At 68.3% G+C, this 15,876-nt stretch carries 14 protein-coding genes; 4 read left to right on the plus strand and 10 right to left on the minus strand.

Going from position 1 to position 15,876, the window contains the following annotated elements; translation table 11 throughout:
- The first annotated feature begins 21 nt into the window (after positions 1-21).
- Positions 22-930, plus strand: coding sequence for a MerR family transcriptional regulator (locus ASE48_RS09985; protein WP_057166911.1), 909 nt, complete (start codon positions 22-24; stop codon positions 928-930).
- A gap of 10 nt (positions 931-940) precedes the next feature.
- On the opposite strand, the gene guaA is transcribed toward ASE48_RS09985, so the two are convergent.
- Genes guaA through ASE48_RS10005 form a run of 4 tightly spaced genes read right to left on the minus strand, consistent with a single transcriptional unit; the run spans position 941 to position 5,634 of the window.
- Positions 941-2,500 carry a glutamine-hydrolyzing GMP synthase gene (gene guaA, locus ASE48_RS09990; protein ID WP_057166912.1) on the minus strand — a complete coding sequence of 520 codons (1,560 nt, stop codon included), beginning with the start codon at positions 2,498-2,500 and terminating at the stop codon, positions 941-943.
- A 16-nt stretch (positions 2,501-2,516) separates the two neighbouring features.
- Positions 2,517-3,152 (minus strand): uracil phosphoribosyltransferase, encoded by a 636-nt coding sequence (gene upp, locus ASE48_RS09995; RefSeq protein WP_057166913.1) that lies wholly within the window; start codon positions 3,150-3,152, stop codon positions 2,517-2,519.
- A 14-nt stretch (positions 3,153-3,166) separates the two neighbouring features.
- Positions 3,167-4,381, minus strand: a complete 1,215-nt coding sequence (locus ASE48_RS10000; RefSeq protein WP_082614093.1) for a URC4/urg3 family protein — start codon at positions 4,379-4,381, stop codon at positions 3,167-3,169.
- On the minus strand, positions 4,378-5,634 hold the full coding sequence (locus ASE48_RS10005; protein ID WP_057166915.1) for a GTP cyclohydrolase II: 1,257 nt from the start codon (positions 5,632-5,634) through the stop codon (positions 4,378-4,380). The genes ASE48_RS10000 and ASE48_RS10005 overlap by 4 nt, the downstream gene beginning before the upstream one ends.
- Before the next feature lie 195 nt (positions 5,635-5,829).
- Between ASE48_RS10005 and ASE48_RS10010 the strand changes: the two genes are divergently transcribed.
- Positions 5,830-7,275 carry a catalase gene (locus tag ASE48_RS10010; protein WP_057166916.1) on the plus strand — a complete coding sequence of 482 codons (1,446 nt, stop codon included), beginning with the start codon at positions 5,830-5,832 and terminating at the stop codon, positions 7,273-7,275.
- A 75-nt stretch (positions 7,276-7,350) separates the two neighbouring features.
- Here the strand turns inward: ASE48_RS10010 and ASE48_RS10015 are convergent, their stop codons facing one another.
- From ASE48_RS10015 to guaB, 3 genes are all read right to left on the minus strand, one after another.
- Positions 7,351-9,108: an FAD-dependent oxidoreductase gene (locus tag ASE48_RS10015; RefSeq protein ID WP_057166917.1), complete on the minus strand. Its 1,758-nt coding sequence runs from the start codon at positions 9,106-9,108 to the stop codon at positions 7,351-7,353.
- A gap of 69 nt (positions 9,109-9,177) precedes the next feature.
- On the minus strand, positions 9,178-10,305 hold the full coding sequence (locus tag ASE48_RS10020; protein WP_200962126.1) for a GuaB3 family IMP dehydrogenase-related protein: 1,128 nt from the start codon (positions 10,303-10,305) through the stop codon (positions 9,178-9,180).
- Between the two features lie 33 nt (positions 10,306-10,338).
- Positions 10,339-11,880 carry an IMP dehydrogenase gene (gene guaB, locus ASE48_RS10025; protein ID WP_057166919.1) on the minus strand — a complete coding sequence of 514 codons (1,542 nt, stop codon included), beginning with the start codon at positions 11,878-11,880 and terminating at the stop codon, positions 10,339-10,341.
- Between the two features lie 167 nt (positions 11,881-12,047).
- Here guaB and ASE48_RS10030 point away from each other — a divergent pair, with 167 nt between their 5' ends.
- Entirely contained in the window at positions 12,048-12,452 is a 405-nt protein-coding gene (locus ASE48_RS10030; protein ID WP_057166920.1) for a DUF5319 domain-containing protein, read from the plus strand.
- Positions 12,453-12,459: 7 nt separating this feature from the next.
- On the opposite strand, the gene ASE48_RS10035 is transcribed toward ASE48_RS10030, so the two are convergent.
- The 3 genes from ASE48_RS10035 to ASE48_RS10045 all read right to left on the minus strand — a co-directional run bounded on the left by ASE48_RS10035 (position 12,460) and on the right by ASE48_RS10045 (position 15,146).
- Positions 12,460-13,689: an anti-sigma-D factor RsdA gene (locus tag ASE48_RS10035; RefSeq protein WP_057166921.1), complete on the minus strand. Its 1,230-nt coding sequence runs from the start codon at positions 13,687-13,689 to the stop codon at positions 12,460-12,462.
- Positions 13,682-14,257, minus strand: coding sequence for a sigma-70 family RNA polymerase sigma factor (locus tag ASE48_RS10040; protein WP_057166922.1), 576 nt, complete (start codon positions 14,255-14,257; stop codon positions 13,682-13,684). Before ASE48_RS10040 ends, ASE48_RS10035 begins: the two co-directional genes overlap by 8 nt.
- 88 nt (positions 14,258-14,345) lie before the next feature.
- Positions 14,346-15,146 carry a hypothetical protein gene (locus ASE48_RS10045; protein ID WP_057166923.1) on the minus strand — a complete coding sequence of 267 codons (801 nt, stop codon included), beginning with the start codon at positions 15,144-15,146 and terminating at the stop codon, positions 14,346-14,348.
- 398 nt (positions 15,147-15,544) lie between these two features.
- Between ASE48_RS10045 and ASE48_RS10050 the strand changes: the two genes are divergently transcribed.
- Positions 15,545-15,835, plus strand: coding sequence for a WhiB family transcriptional regulator (locus tag ASE48_RS10050; protein WP_057166924.1), 291 nt, complete (start codon positions 15,545-15,547; stop codon positions 15,833-15,835).
- Positions 15,836-15,876 lie beyond the last annotated feature (41 nt).

Raw genomic sequence — 15,876 nt, forward strand, 5'->3', positions numbered from 1 at the left:
GAACTGATGGCTGAGATCTAGATGGGAACGCCCAAGCAGCCCCGGCAGTCGGCCGGCGCGATCTCGACGATCCTGACCGGACTGCGCCGGGCGCCCCGCCAGATCCGGCGCAGTTCCCGGGACGTCGTCGAGAACGCGGTCACCCAGCTCTTCGATGCGGCGGTGCAACCGCACGGCGCCGCCGCCTCCGGCGAGTACCGGATCGACGAGCTGGCGCAGCTGGCCGGCACCACCACCCGCAACATCCGGGTCTACCGCGATCGCGGTCTGCTGCATCCCCCGCTGCGGGTGGGCCGCATCGCCCTGTTCAACGACACCCACCTGACCCGGTTGCGGCTGATCACCTCACTGCTGGATCGCGGCTACAACATCGCCCACGTGCACGAGATGCTCTCGGCGTGGGAGCAGGGCAAGGGGGTGGGCGACCTACTCGGACTGGAATCCGCGATCGCGGGCAGCTGGGCCACCGAGAAGCCCGAACGGATGAGCGTCGCCGACGCCAAGCGGCTCATCGACGATGATCCGGGGTTCGAGCGCATGCTCGGCCTCGGTGTCATCAAGCTCGAAGATGACGAAGCGATCGTGGTGCGCCCCAAGCTGATCGAGGCGTTCAACGAGATCCGCCAGTACGGGGTGGCCACCGACAAGCTCATCGGTCTGCACGAGCAGATCGCGCCGTTGGTCGACCAGATCAGCGGACTGCTGGTGCAGGCGGGGATCGAGGAGGCGCTGCACCGCATCAACCCCGGTGCGGCGCTGCCACCCGATACCGAGATCGCCGAACTGCTCACGATGCTGGTGCGCTTCCGCACCCAGGCCGTCTCGGCGGTCTCGTCGACGCTGGCGTTCTCCATCGAGACGACCATCGAGTCGGCGGTCGGTCAGATCCTCGGCGAACTCATCGACAAGGAAACCGAACCCGACGCCTGACTGACCGGCGTCACTCCCACTCGATGGTGCCGGGCGGCTTACTGGTCACGTCCAGCACGACCCGGTTGACCTCGGGCACCTCATTGGTGATGCGTGTCGAGATCCGTTCCAGAACCTCATAGGGCACCCGGGTCCAGTCGGCGGTCATGGCGTCCTCACTGGACACCGGACGCAGCACGATCGGGTGACCATAGGTACGTCCGTCGCCCTGCACGCCCACCGAGCGCACATCGGCCAGCAACACCACCGGGCACTGCCAGATCTGCTGATCCAGCCCCGCCGACGTGAGTTCCTCACGCGCGATCGAATCGGCGCGGCGCAGCGTGTCCAGCCGCGACGCAGTAACCTCGCCGACGATGCGGATGCCCAGTCCGGGCCCCGGGAAGGGTTGGCGGCCAACGATTTCCTCGGGCAGGCCGAGCTCGCGGCCGACGGCGCGCACCTCGTCCTTGAACAGCAGGCGCAGCGGTTCGACGAGCTTGAACTTGAGGTCGTCGGGCAGGCCGCCGACATTGTGGTGGCTCTTGATGTTCGCGGTGCCCGCACCGCCACCGGACTCCACGACGTCCGGGTACAGGGTGCCCTGCACCAGGAAGTCGACCTCGGGGCCGCCACCCTCCACGACATCGCGGACCGCACCCTCGAAGGCACGGATGAATTCCCGTCCGATGATCTTGCGTTTGCCCTCGGGGTTGGTGACGCCGGACAGCGCCTCCAGGAAGCGGTCGGCCACATCGACGGTGATCAGCTTGGCGCCGGTGGCCGCGACGAAGTCGCGCTGCACCTGGGCACGTTCGCCGGCGCGTAGCAGGCCGTGATCGACGAACACACAGGTCAGCCGGTCGCCGATGGCGCGTTGCACCAGCGCCGCGGCGACCGCGGAGTCCACTCCTCCGGACAGCCCGCAGATCGCCTGGCCGTCGCCGATCTGCTCGCGCACCTGCGCGATCAACTGCTCGGCGATGTTGGCGGGCGTCCAGGCCGGCCCGATGCCGGCGAACTCGTGCAGGAAGCGGCTCAGCACCTGCTGGCCGTGCGGGGAGTGCAGGACCTCGGGGTGGTACTGCACCCCGGCGAGGCGACGGGCCCGGTTCTCGAAGGCCGCCACCGGCGCACCGGAGCTGACGGCGACCACGTCGAAGCCCTCAGGGGCTTCGGTGACCGCGTCGCCGTGGCTCATCCACACCGGCTGGTTGTCGGGAAGATCCGAATGCAGCTGTCCGCCAGTGACATTCATTTCGGTGCGGCCGTACTCGCTGGTGCCGGTACGGGCGACGGTGCCGCCCAGCGCCTGCGCCATGGCCTGGAACCCGTAGCAGATACCGAACACCGGGACGTCCAGGTCGAACAGCGCCGGATCCAGCCGCGGTGCCCCGTCGGCGTACACGCTGGCCGGGCCGCCGGAGAGCACGATGGCCTGGGGATCGCGGGCCTTGATCTCCTCGACCGTCGCGGTGTGCGGGATCACCTCGGAGAACACCCGCGCCTCGCGGACGCGGCGCGCGATCAGCTGGGCGTACTGCGCGCCGAAATCGATGACGAGAACGGGGCGGGTAGGGGCTGCTTCCACCCGGACAGTCTAGTCGTCAGGTGCCGAACAGCCGGTCCCCGGCGTCGCCGAGGCCGGGGACGATATAGCCGTGCTCGTCGAGCTGGCGGTCGATGGCCGCGGTGTACACCGGGATGTCGGGGTGCGCCTCGTGTAGGGCGGCCAGCCCTTCCGGGCAGCTCAGCAGGCAGACGAACTTGATGGAGCGGGGTTGGTGCTCCTTGAGCCGGTCGATGGCGGCGACCGCGGTGTGGCCGGTGGCCAGCATCGGGTCGACCACCACCACATCGCGTTCGTGCAGATCATTGGGGACCTTGAAGTAGTACTCGACCGCGATATGGGTCTTCGGGTCGCGGTAGAGCCCGATGTGTCCGACCCGCGCGCTGGGCACCAGGCTCAGCATGCCGTCGAGGATGCCGCCGCCGGCCCGCAGGATGGACACGAAAACCAGCTTCTTGCCGTCGATCACCTTGGCGGTCATGGTTTCCAGCGGCGTCTCGATCTGCTCTTCGTGCAGTGGGATGTCGCGCAGCACCTCGTAGGCCATCAACGCCGACACCTCACTGACCAGACGCCGGAAACTGTTGGTGGACACGTCTTTGCGGCGCAATGTGTTCAGCTTGTGGGTGACCAGCGGGTGCTCGATCAGGTGCACCGCAGACGGTGGGGTCATCGAAAGTCCTTTCCTCAGAAGACGGTGCCGTCGCTGATGACGGTGAGCGGTGGCAGTCCGCCGCGCAACCGCTGGGCGAACGCCCGGCCGGCCGCCCAGCTGCCGCCTTCGAGGACGCAGGCCAGTGGCAGCTGCTCATCGGTGACCCCGAGTCGCTCCCGCACCAGGACGGCGAGCTCGTCGAGCAGGGCGACAGTGAGCGCGCGCCACTCCACCACCAGCTCGTCGGCGGGTGTCCAGCCGCGTCGGGTCCAGCCGGGATCGCGCAGGCGCAGCACACCGGTGTCCAGGAACAGCCCGCCGTTGCGGTATTCGGGCAGGCCGGTCAGCGCGTCGAGCCCGGTCACCTGCACGCCGGACCAGCCGAAGGGCTCCAGCAGCGAATAGGTCAGCCACTGCGAGAGCTTGTGGAAGGGCACCCAGCCCGCGGTGGCACCGGCGCCGGGCACCGCGTCGTGACGCCAGCAGTCACCGAGCGGCTCACCGTCGATGGCGTTGTCGGCCAGCCAGATTCGCGACATGCTCGACAGCAGTGCGGACAGGATGTCGTGGGCGGCCACCGCCGGTGCGGACGGATCGGTGACCAGCAGATCGAACAATCCGCCCGGGCGGCCCGGGGTGCCGAAGACCGTCGGCTGATCGGCCAGGGCGGCGCCGAGCCGGCGCAGCAGGTCGACCCGGCCCTCGAAGCCGACCAGTGGATTGTCCGGCCCCAGCTGGAATGCCGCCCCCAATGCGCCGGCATCCAGCCCGGTCAGGCCGGCGGCGTCGGCCTGCAGCGGATGCCCCGGATCCGAGGAGAAGGTGCCCGCCGTGAAGGCATGCCAGCTGGCCACCCCCAGCCCCTCGGAGCGGGTGAATGCCAGGCCGGTATCGGCTTCGCGGTAGCTCCAGTCGGGGCCGGCGCCGGCGTCGAGCAGCACGCTGACCACCGTCAGGTCGATCATCGCGCGGGCACGGCCCGCACCGTCGAGGTCTCCGAGCAGGCCGTCGAGTGCGGATTTGCGGTCCACGCCGCCGGCCTCGAAATGCCGCCACCGGCTGTGGAACGGGATGACCAGATCGGGAAACCGGGCCGCGGTCAGGGCCGCGACCTCGGCGGCCGCGGCCGCCATGGCGCCATCGTGGACGGTGAACCAGTCCGAGTCGCCGGCACGCGCCCGGGTCAGCAGGTGTTGCGAACGGGCCCGGATCTCGGCTGTGCTCCGCAGCGTCGCCGCGGGGGTCACACCAATCCCCGGCCCACCGTGTTCTTCAGGGCCTCGGCATCGGGGACCGGCCCCGGCGTGAAGTACCCCGCGGCCATCTTGGCGTCGATCTCCACCCGGGCGTCCGCGGGAATGAGGTCATCCGGGATGTTGACCCGCTCGCCCACCGTGATACCCGATCCGGTGATGGCGTCGTACTTCATGTTGCTCATCGACACCAACCGGTGGATACGGGTGATGCCCAGCCAGTGCAGCACATCGGGCATCAATTCCTGGAAGCGCATATCCTGCACGCCGGCAACACATTCGGTGCGCGCGAAGTACTGGTCGGCGGTGTCACCGCCGATTTGGCGCTTGCGGGCGTTGTAGACCAGGAACTTGGTGACCTCGCCGAGCGCGCGGCCTTCCTTGCGGGAGTAGGCCACCAAACCCACACCGCCGCGCTGGGTTCCGGCGATGCATTCCTCGATCGCGTGGGTCAGATAGGGCCGGCAGGTGCAGATGTCGGAGCCGAACACATCCGAGCCGTTGCACTCGTCGTGCACGCGGGCGGTCAACTCCACGTCCGGATCGGCGAGATCGCTTGGGTTGCCGAAGATGTAGACGGTCTGACCGCCGATCGGCGGCAGGAACACCTCCAGATCGCCGCGGGTGACGAGTTCGGGGTACATGCCGCCGGTCTCCTCGAACAGAGCCCGGCGCAGAGCCGACTCGGTGCAGCCGAACCGTGCGGCGACGCCGGGCAGGTGCCAGACCGGTTCGACGGCCACCTTGGTCACCACCGCGGCGCCGCCCGCTGTCAACACCTGGCCGTCGGGCCGCAGCCGGCCCTGCTGCATCGCCACCATGACTTCCGGCAGCATGACGTGCGCCTTGGTGATGGCGATGGTGGGCCGGATGTCCTGGCCGGCCTCGAGTTCGGCGGCGAAGACGTCGGCGACGGCGGCACCCCACGGGTCGAGGCTGACGATGGCCGCCGGATCCCGCCACTGCGGGTACGGTCCGATCACATCGGTCGGGGCGGTGTTGGTCAGATCGGCGCGATGCTGCGGGGACAGGGCGCCGGCTGCCACTGCCAGCGCCCGGTAGACGCCGTAGGAGCCGCTGTGGGTGCCGATGACGTTGCGATGCGCCCGCGTGCCGGTGGTCCCCACCACCGGGGCCCGCTCCGCCGGAGTCGGCGCACCCCACCGGATGGCAGGCGCCGTGGCTCCCGCGCTGTGCGATGTCAGCCGGATATGACGTGCGCCGGTGCGATCCGTGCCAGTTCCCACGTCGACTCCTCTCGGGACGAACGCGCAACAACTCAGGCGACAGCTTTGTCACCTGCATCGTATCAGCGCCGCCGGTGCCCCACCGGGCATACGAATGTCGCAGTCTCAGAACATTATTCGTCCACAGGTGTCGAAACTGGCGACCCGGGGTATACGCGCGCTGCAGCCTGCCCGCAGGCTCGAAAGGAGCACAGCGTGACGAACACACAGCCCAAACCGACCACCACCGATGCCGGTATCCCGGTCTACAGCGACGAGCATTCCCTGACCATCGGCCCCGACGGCCCCATCCTGCTGCAGGATCACTACCTGATCGAGCAGATGGCCAACTTCAACCGGGAGCGGATCCCGGAGCGGCAACCGCACGCCAAGGGCGGCGGCGCGTTCGGTCATTTCGAGGTGACCCACGATGTCAGCGCCTACACCAAGGCCGCCTTCCTGCAGCCCGGAGCCAAAACCGAGACGCTCACCCGGTTCTCGACCGTGGCCGGTGAGCGCGGCAGTCCAGACACCTGGCGCGATCCGCGGGGGTTCGCCACCAAGTTCTATACCGCCGACGGCAACTTCGACATGGTCGGCAACAACACCCCGGTGTTCTTCATCCGCGACCCGATGAAGTTCCAGCATTTCATCCGGTCCCAGAAACGCCGGTCCGCGAACAACCTGCGCGATCACGATATGCAGTGGGATTTCTGGACGTTGTCCCCGGAGTCCGCTCACCAGGTGACCTGGCTGATGGGTGATCGGGGAATACCGCGCACCTGGCGCCACATGAACGGCTACTCCAGCCATACCTACAGCTGGATCAACGCCGCCGGCGACATCTTCTGGGTGAAGTACCACTTCAAGTCCGACCAGGGCATCGAATTCCTCACCCAGGACGAGGGCGATGAGATGGCGGGCACCGACGGTGACGCGCACCAGCGCGACCTGTTCGACAGCATCGAGCGCGGCGAGTTCCCGAGCTGGACGTTGAAGATGCAGATCATGCCGTTCGAGGACGCCAAGAATTACCGGTTCAACCCGTTCGACCTGACGAAGGTGTGGCCGCACGGCGACTACCCGCTCATCGATGTCGGCAGGCTGACCCTCGACCGCAACGTCACCGACTATCACACCGAGATGGAGCAGGCCGCGTTCGAACCGAACAATGCGGTCCCGGGTACCGGGTTGAGCCCGGACAAAATGCTGCTGGCACGGGACTTCTCCTACTCCGACGCGCACCGCGCCCGGCTCGGGGTGAACTACCGCCAGATCCCGGTGAACACCCCGAAGACCGAGGTGAACAGCTACTCGAAGGACGGGGCGATGCGGGTCAACAACGTCTCGGATCCGGTGTACGCACCGAACTCCTACGGCGGGCCGAAGGCCGACCCGGCGCGCACCGGTGAGCCGCTGTGGCACGCCGACGGGGACATGGTGCGGTCGGCGTATTCGCTGCACGCCGAGGACGACGACTGGGGTCAGGCGGGCACGTTGGTACGCGAGGTGCTCGATGACGCGGCGCGCGACCGGCTGGTCACCAACATCGCCGGCCACCTCTCCAAGGGGGTGTCCGATGCCGTGCTGCAGCGGGCCTTCGAATACTGGCGCAATGTGGACAAGGAGCTCGGCGACAGGATTGAAGCCGAGGTCACCTAGCGACGCGACGGTGCGCCCGGATCGCGGTTTCTGCCGTTTTCGCGATCCGGGCGCGCCGTCGGCGCGCTACCGAGTTCAGCCCGCCTGCGGCGAGCGGGACAGCCCCGAATTGACCGGTTCGATGGGCAGCCTGCGCAGTGCGGCGGGCGCTTCGGCGGGCACCACCGGGCGTACCGGCGCGATCGGGTCCAGCCGGCGGTAGGGCTCGCCCTGGGCCGGACGCAGGTCCGCCTCTCCCTTGTTCGGCCACAGCGCCGCGGCCCGCTCCGCCTGCGCCGTGATCGACAGCGACGGGTTCACCCCGAGGTTGGCCGAAATCGCCGCTCCGTCAGCCACATACAGCGTCGGGTAGCGGTACACCCGCTGGTAGGCGTCGATGACGCCGGTCTGCACGCTGTCCCCGATGGCCGCGCCACCCAGGAAGTGCGCGGTGAGCGGGATGTTGAACAGTTCGCCCCAGGTGCCGCCGGCCACGCCGTCGATCTTCTCGGCGATGCGGCGGGTGACCTCGTTGCCGGCCGGGATCCAGGACGGGTTGGGCAGGCCGTGGCCCTGCTTGCTGTCCAGCATCCGGTAGCCGAACCAGGTCTTGCGGGTGAAGGTGGTGATCGAGTTGTCCAGGTGCTGCATGACGAGCGCGATCATCGTCCGCTCACTCCACCGGCGCGGGTTGAGCAGTCGTAGCGTTCCGCGCCGGTCGGCCTTGGCGGTCTGGATGAGTTGCTTCCAGCGCGGCACGTCGGTGCCTTCCGGCCCGGTGCCGTCGGTCATCAGGGTCTGCAGCAGACCCATCGCGTTGGATCCCTTGCCGTAGCGGCACGGTTCGACGTGGGTGTCGCTGGTCGGGTGGATCGACGAGGTGATCGCGACGCCCTGGGTGAGGTTGAGGTCATCCCCGACGGTGAGCCGTCCCGCGCCGACGATGGACTCGGAGTTGGTGCGGGTCAACACGCCGAGGCGGTCGGACAGACCGGGCAGCTTGCCCTTGTCCCGCATCCGGAACAGCAGCTTCTGGGTCCCGTAGGTGCCGGCGGCCAGGATCAGGTGGTTGGCCGTGAAGGTCTTCTTGCGGCGGCGCAGTTTCCCGCCGGTGCGCACCGTGTGCACTTCCCACACACCGTCGGGACGCTGCGCGAACTCCCGGACCGAGGTGAGCGGATGCACGTGTGCACCAGCTGATTCCGCGAGACCGAGGTAGTTCTTCAACAGGGTGTTCTTGGCGCCGTGCCGGCAGCCCGTCATGCACTCGCCGCATTCGATGCAGCCGGTGCGCGCCGGGCCCGCCCCGCCGAAGTACGGATCGGGGACGGTCTTGCCGGGCGTCTTCTGGCCGTCTTCGCCGAAGAACACGCCGACCGGTGTGGGCACGAAGGTGTGCCCCACGCCCATGTCGTCGGCGACCTCTTTCATGATCCGGTCGGCATCGGTGAACGTGGGGTTGGTGACGACACCGAGCATGCGCTTGGCCTGGTCGTAGTGCGGCATGAGCTCTTCGCGCCAGTCGGTGATGTCCTTCCACTGCGCGTCGGCGAAGAACGGCTCCGGCGGCACGTAGAGGGTGTTGGCGTAGTTCAGCGAGCCGCCGCCGACCCCGGCGCCGGCCAGGATCATGCAGTTGCGCAGCAGATGGATGCGCTGGATGCCGTACATCCCGAACTGCGGGGCCCAGAGGAACTTGCGCAGGTTCCAGGAGGTCTTCGCGAAGTCCTCGTCGGCAAACCTTCGGCCGGCCTCCAGCACCCCTACGCGGTAGCCCTTTTCGGTGAGCCGCAGGGCGCTGACGCTGCCGCCGAATCCCGAGCCGATGATCAAGACGTCATAGTCAGGCTGCATCAGAACAGTATGGCCCTACCGGCAGGTAACTTTCTAGACAGGAGGGCCTAACTTGTAAAGATCAGCTGATCACGACCCGACGGTCAGGCCGACCTTCTGGAATTCCTTGAGGTCGCAGTAGCCGGCCTTGGCCATCGAACGGCGCAGGCCACCCACCAGGTTCAGCGAGCCGAACGGGTCGTCCGACGGGCCGTTGAGCACCTGCTCCAGCGCCGGGCGTTCCCCGAGCGCCACCTGCAGCAGGGCGCCGCGCGGCAACGACGGGTGCGCCGCAGCCGAGGGCCAGAACCAGCCATCGCCCTGGGCCTCGGCGGCCACCGACAGCGGGGGGCCGAGCACCACGGCGTCGGCGCCGCAGGCGATCGCCTTGGCCAGGTCGCCGGAGGTCTGGATGTCGCCGTCGGCGAGCACGTGCACGTACCGGCCGCCGGTTTCGTCGAGGTATTCGCGCCGGGCCGCGGCCGCGTCGGCGATGGCGGTGGCCATCGGGACGCTGATGCCCAGCACCTCATCGGAGGTCGTCACCCCGGAGGTGGAGCCGTAGCCGACGATGACGCCGGCCGCCCCGGTGCGCATCAGGTGCAGGGCGGTGCGGTGATCGAGCACACCGCCGGCCACCACGGGCACGTCCAACTCGGAGATGAAGGTCTTCAGGTTCAGCGGTTCACCGTCGTTGGCGACCCGCTCAGCGGAGATCAGCGTGCCCTGGATGACCAGCAGGTCGATCCCGGCTGCCACCAGTGCCGGGGTGAGCGCGGCGGCGTTCTGCGGGCTGACCCGCACCGCGGTGGTGACGCCGGCTTCCCGGATGCGCGCGACGGCGGCACCCAGCAGTTCGGGGTCCAGCGGCGCGGCGTGCAGCTGCTGCAGCAGCCGGATCGGCGCCGACTCGTCCTCCGAGGTGGCCGCGGTATCGATGACCTGGGCGATCCTGGCTTCGACGTCGGCGTGCCTGCCGATCAGTCCCTCACCGTTGAGCACACCGAGTCCGCCCAGCCTGCCCATCTCGATGGCGAACTCCACCGACACCAGCGCGTCGGTCGGATGCGCGAGCACCGGGATCTCGAAGCGGTAGGCGTCCAGCTGCCAGGCCGTCGAGACGTCCTTCGACGACCGGGTCCGGCGGGCCGGGACGATGTTGATGTCATCGAGCTCATAGGTCCGGCGAGCTGTTCTGCCCATGCCGATTTCAACCATGTCACGCATGTGTGATGCAGCCCCTTTCGGGCTTTAACGGGCGTAGTAGTTCGGGGCTTCGACGGTCATCGCGACGTCGTGCGGGTGGCTTTCCTTCAGGCCCGCGGCGGTGATCTGCACGAACTGCGCCTGCTGCAGATGCTCGATGGTGTCCGAGCCGGTGTACCCCATGGCCGCGCGCAGACCGCCGGTCAGCTGGTGGATCACCGTGGACAGCGGCCCGCGGAACGGCACCCGGCCCTCGATGCCCTCGGGCACCAGCTTGTCCTCGGAGAGCACATCGTCCTGGAAGTAGCGGTCCTTGGAGTAGCTCTTGGCGGCGCCGCGGCCCTGCATGGCACCCAGCGATCCCATCCCGCGGTAGCTCTTGAACTGCTTGCCGTTGACGAAGATCAGCTCGCCGGGCGACTCGGCGGTGCCTGCCAGCAGCGAGCCGAGCATGGCGGTCGAGGCGCCGGCGGCCAGCGCCTTGGCGATATCGCCGGAGTACTGCAGACCACCATCGGCGATCACCGGGACGCCCTTGCGCGAACAGGCGGCGACGGCCTCCAGGATGGCGGTGATCTGCGGGGCGCCGACACCGGCGACCACGCGGGTGGTGCAGATGGAACCGGGGCCCACACCGACCTTGACGGCGTCGGCCCCGGCGTCGACCAGCGCTGCGGCGGCCGCCCGGGTGGCGACGTTGCCGCCGACCACGTCGACGCGATCGCCGACGGCCGCCTTCAGGCGGCTCACCATGTCGAGCACCAGCCGGTTGTGGGCATGTGCGGTGTCGACGATGAGGACGTCGACTCCGGCGTCCGCCAGCGTCATCGCCCGGGTCCAGGCGTCATCGCCGATACCGACGGCGGCACCGACCAGCAGGCGTCCGTCGCTGTCCTTGGTGGACAACGGGAACTGCTCGGTCTTCACGAAGTCCTTGACGGTGATCAGCCCGGTGAGCTTGCCGTGACCATCGACGATGGGCAACTTCTCGATCTTGTGCCTGCGCAGCAGGCCCAGCGCGGCCTCGGCCGAGACGCCGGCCTGCGCGGTGATCAGCGGGGCCTTGGTCATCACCTCGGAGACCGGCCGGGACTGGTCCACCTCGAAGCGCATGTCGCGGTTGGTGATGATGCCCACCAGCGCGCCGGCCGCGTCCACCACCGGCAGACCGGAGATCCGGAACCGCGCGCACATGGCGTCGACCTCGGCCAGCGTGTTCTCCGGCGAGCAGGTCACCGGGTCTGTGACCATCCCGGCCTCGGACCGCTTCACGGTCTCGACCTGACCGGCCTGCTCGGCCACCGACAGGTTGCGGTGCAGCACGCCCATGCCGCCGGCACGGGCCATCGCGATGGCCATCCGCGACTCGGTGACGGTGTCCATCGCCGAACTGACCAGCGGCACCCGCAGCCGGATCCGTTTGGTGAGCTGGCTGGACGTGTCGACGTTGGCGGGCACCACGTCCGACGCGGCCGGCAACAGCAGGACATCGTCGAAGGTCAGCCCGAGCATCGCGATCTTGGTGGGATCATCACCGCCGGTGGGAACCGGGATGGCGAGCGGGACGCTGCTTTCAGCGATCGACATGGGTGGAGCCTCCACTAGCAACAGTCGCGAATCTAAGAGGCCATTCTATCGGCACTGACCTCGACGCTCGCCGCCACGCCGCCGGGCGGGGTCCCGTTATCCAGATGCGGGCGGCACGCGGGGTGAACCGGTGGCGCGAAACCAGCGGGGCTGCGTAGGCTAGATCCGTGCGAGATGACCTCCCGCCTGGCCTGCCACCCGACCCCTTCGCCGATGACCCGTCCGATCCCTCGGCGGCTCTCGACGCGATCGAGCCTGGCCTGCCACTCGATGCGCAGGAACGCAGTGCCGTGGAAGCGGACCTGGCTGACCTGGCGGTATACGAGGCGTTGCTGGCGCACCGGGGAATTCGCGGGCTGGTGGTGTGCTGCGATGAATGCCAGCAGGACCACTATCACGACTGGGACATGCTGCGCGCGAACCTGCTGCAGCTGTTGGTCGACGGTACGGTCCGCCCGCATGAGCCGGCCTACGATCCCGAGCCCGATGCCTACGTGACCTGGGATTACTGCCGCGGCTACGCCGACGCCTCGCTCAATGAGGCCGCCACGGAGCCCGACGGCTACCGCTGAACTGCGTTTATTCTCCGCTTGACGGCAGTGTCGTCGTGGTGACGACGGTCGGTGCCGGCTCGTCTTCGGTCAGCACCGGTTCTTCGACGGCCGGCTGTTCCACCACCGGAGCCTCCTGCACGACCGGCGCCTGAACGCTCGGCGACGCGGCCGGTGCCGAGGACGGCGGCACACCGGCACGCGGCGGCGGAGCCACTGATGTCGACTGTGTCACCGTCGTGGTGGTGGTCGTGGTCGTTGTGGTCGGCGCGGTGGTGGTGGTCACCGTTGTGGTGGTGGTCGTCGGTGCCGTGGTCGTGGTGCTGCTCGACGGGGCCGTCGTGGTGGTCGCCGGCGCAGTGGTCGTCGTCGTCTCGGTGGTCGAGGTCGGCGATGTCGACGTCGGCGATGTCGACGTCGGCGATGTCGAGGTCTCGGTGGCCGGACTGGTCGACGTGGTGGTCTCCGAGCCGGAGGTCTCGGATGTCGTGGTGGTCTCGGACGTGGTGGTCTCCGAGGATCCCGTCGTCGAGAGCACCTCGGGCCCCGGGGTGGTGGTGACCGTGACGGGGTCCTCGATCACCGGCACCGGCAGCAGGGTCAGCGGCGAGGCAGGCAGCTCCGGCAGCGGCTCACCCGCAGGGGGTAGCGTCGCGGCGGGATTCTGCTCAACGACCTTGTAGGTCAACGCATTCCACTGCTGAATCAGGTCCTGCTTCTGCTCGACCTGATCAACGCTCTGCACGGTCGCCGACAGGGCGGCCAGTTTGTCCTGCGCCTGACCCCACTGACCCTGATCCACGAGTTGCTGCACCTGGGCGAGTTCGGTCTGAGCGGCCAGCACCACCGCGTCATCGCGGGTGGCCTTCTCGTCGCCGAAGAGCATGCTGCGTACGCCGTAGAGCCCGTCACCGGGTGCGGCCGCGAAGACCGCCGTGCCGAAGCCGCCGAGGCAGAGCACGGCCGCGGCGGCCGATCCGACGACCGCCAGCGACAGCCGGTTGGGCCGCCGCGACGGCCCGGCGGTGGCGTCGACCAGTGCGGCGGTGGCCTCCGCGGGGGTGACGACATGTTCCATCGGGACCTGGCGGACCTCGTCGCGCCAGCCCGAGAGCAGGAACGCGAGGTCGGCGTCGCCGCGGTCGGTGGAGAACACCGGCTGTTCGGAGGCCAGCGCGTCCAGGAACTTGTCCGCGCGGTTGATGTCGTTGAGGGAGGGGTCACCGCCGTTGGCGGTCCAGCGACCGAAATCAGGCATGTTCACCTCCCGTTGTGATCTCCGACTTGAGTCGAGCCAGTGCTCGGTGCTGGGCGACCCGCACCGCGCCTGGGGTACTTCCGACCGCTTCCGCGGTTTCCTCTGCACTCATCCCGACGACGACGCGCAGGATGAGAATTTCGCGCTGTTTGTCCGGAAGGATCGACAGCAGTCGTTCCATCCGGGCCGACGCGTCGGCGTCGATGGCCAGCTGTTCAGGGCCGGCCTCGCCGGAGAACCGCTCCGGCACGTTGTCGGTGGGCTCGGCACGGTTGCGCGCCGACGCCCGGTGGGCATCGGCAAGCTTGTGCGCAGCAATGCCGTACACGAAGGCCAGGAACGGACGTCCCTGATCCTTGTAGCGCGGCAACGCCGTGATGGCGGCCAAGCACACCTCCTGCGCAATGTCGTCTGCGGACAGACCACTTCGTTCAGCTGACCCGATCCGTGCCCGGCAGTACCGGACGATGATCGGGCGGATGGTCTCCAAGACCACCCGGAGAGCTTCGCGATCCCCCGCCACAGCATCGGCGACGACAGCATCGAGACGTTCTCCCGAAATTGTCATCGTGGTTGATCTCTCCAGCGTTACGGATGGGGCTTGCGCGGACGTTTGCGTCAGATAAACACTAACGATCGAGATGGGGTGAATCGGCTCAGCGACGCGACCACACGCCGCCTCCGCGTCGCACTGTATCGGCGGCGGCGTCGCGGATCGCCGCGACCTGCGGGGCAGAATGCGTGGTACTGCCAATATCCGCGAGCAGGCAGCCCAGCGCCCAGCGCAGCGGAATCAGGCCGAACCGTTCCGTCTCAGCGAACGCCGCGTCGGCGACCTCGCGGGCAGCAGCCAGCCGACCCGCACAACACAGGGCGGCCGACAGCACCACCTGAGATTTGACGGTGTGGCGTGCCGAGCCGAGCGTGTCGGCCGATTCGACGGCACGTTCGGCGTGCGCGACGGCTGCGGCGCCGTCACCGTCGGCCATCGCGAGTTCCGCGGCCACCCAGCCCAGCCGGACCGGCAGCCGCGGCGGGGCCGCGGAGTCGAGCAGTTCGCCCGCCCGCTGCAGCAGCCGGCCCGACGCCGCCAGTCGCCCCACCCCGAGGGCGTCGGCGGCGAGACCCACGAGCGCGTCGACGCCGGCTTCGGAATCTCCGGCGAGCACCCAGGCCCGCCCGTCCCAGCCGCGCGCCAGATCGTGGCCGCCGAGCTGTCGCAGGAACGAGGCCCGGGTGCTGTGGGCCAGCGAGAGGGTCGGGCCGCGCTGCGATGCGCGGATGATCTGGTCGAGTTCGTGCAGCGCGCTGCCGTAGTGCCCCTGACCACCGGCGGCGACGGCCCGGAGCCAGCGCTCACGCGGGGTGTCGGCGGTCGGCAGGGGCCAGAGCTGCGGTTGGGTGCCGAATGCGGCTTCGGCCAGGAGGGCGGTCACGGTGGATTTCGGGCTGGCCATCGCACCGGACGCTATCAATCGCGGGGTGTCGGCCTGAAAAAAGTGACCAATTCGACCTTGGTTAACAATTGATGGTCGGGACGTTACCAACAGGTCAACGGGCTGCCGATCGGCAAAGTTGCCGAATTGACGCGAGCAGGGGAAATGCACTTCTACGAGCACCCGCGACCGGACATAAACCACCTGTCGCGTTGCCCGCACATGAACACGATGAACGTGACGTAAATTCACACCCTGCGGATATGCCTTTTCCCGGTGAGCCTGGGTATTGACGGTATTTCGGTAGCCCTTCTACGTTGTGTGCACGAGATGTCATCGGCGACATGTGCTCGGTTCAGTTCCGCGACTCACGCACTTCACGCGTTTCGCGAAATGGGTGCGACGAGAGGGGTTTTCACATGCCACAGCCGCAGCAACTGCCCGGACCCAACGCCGACATCTGGGATTGGCAAATGGCGGGTCATTGCCGGGGAGTCGATTCGTCGATGTTCTTCCATCCCGATGGCGAGCGCGGCCGCGCTCGGGCCCAGCGCGAGATGCGCGCCAAGGAGCTGTGCCGGGCCTGCCCGGTGATCACCCAGTGCCGCTCACACGCCCTGTCGGTCGGCGAGCCCTACGGCATCTGGGGCGGTCTGTCCGAGTCCGAACGCGAACTGCTGCTCAAGCGCGGGATGCGCCGCAGCGCCTGACCTCCAACTCTGCGCGAGCAGTCGCGAATGGCCTCTCAGAC

Origin of the sequence: Mycobacterium sp. Root265 (assembly GCF_001428895.1) — a bacterium.
Lineage (GTDB): Bacteria > Actinomycetota > Actinomycetes > Mycobacteriales > Mycobacteriaceae > Mycobacterium.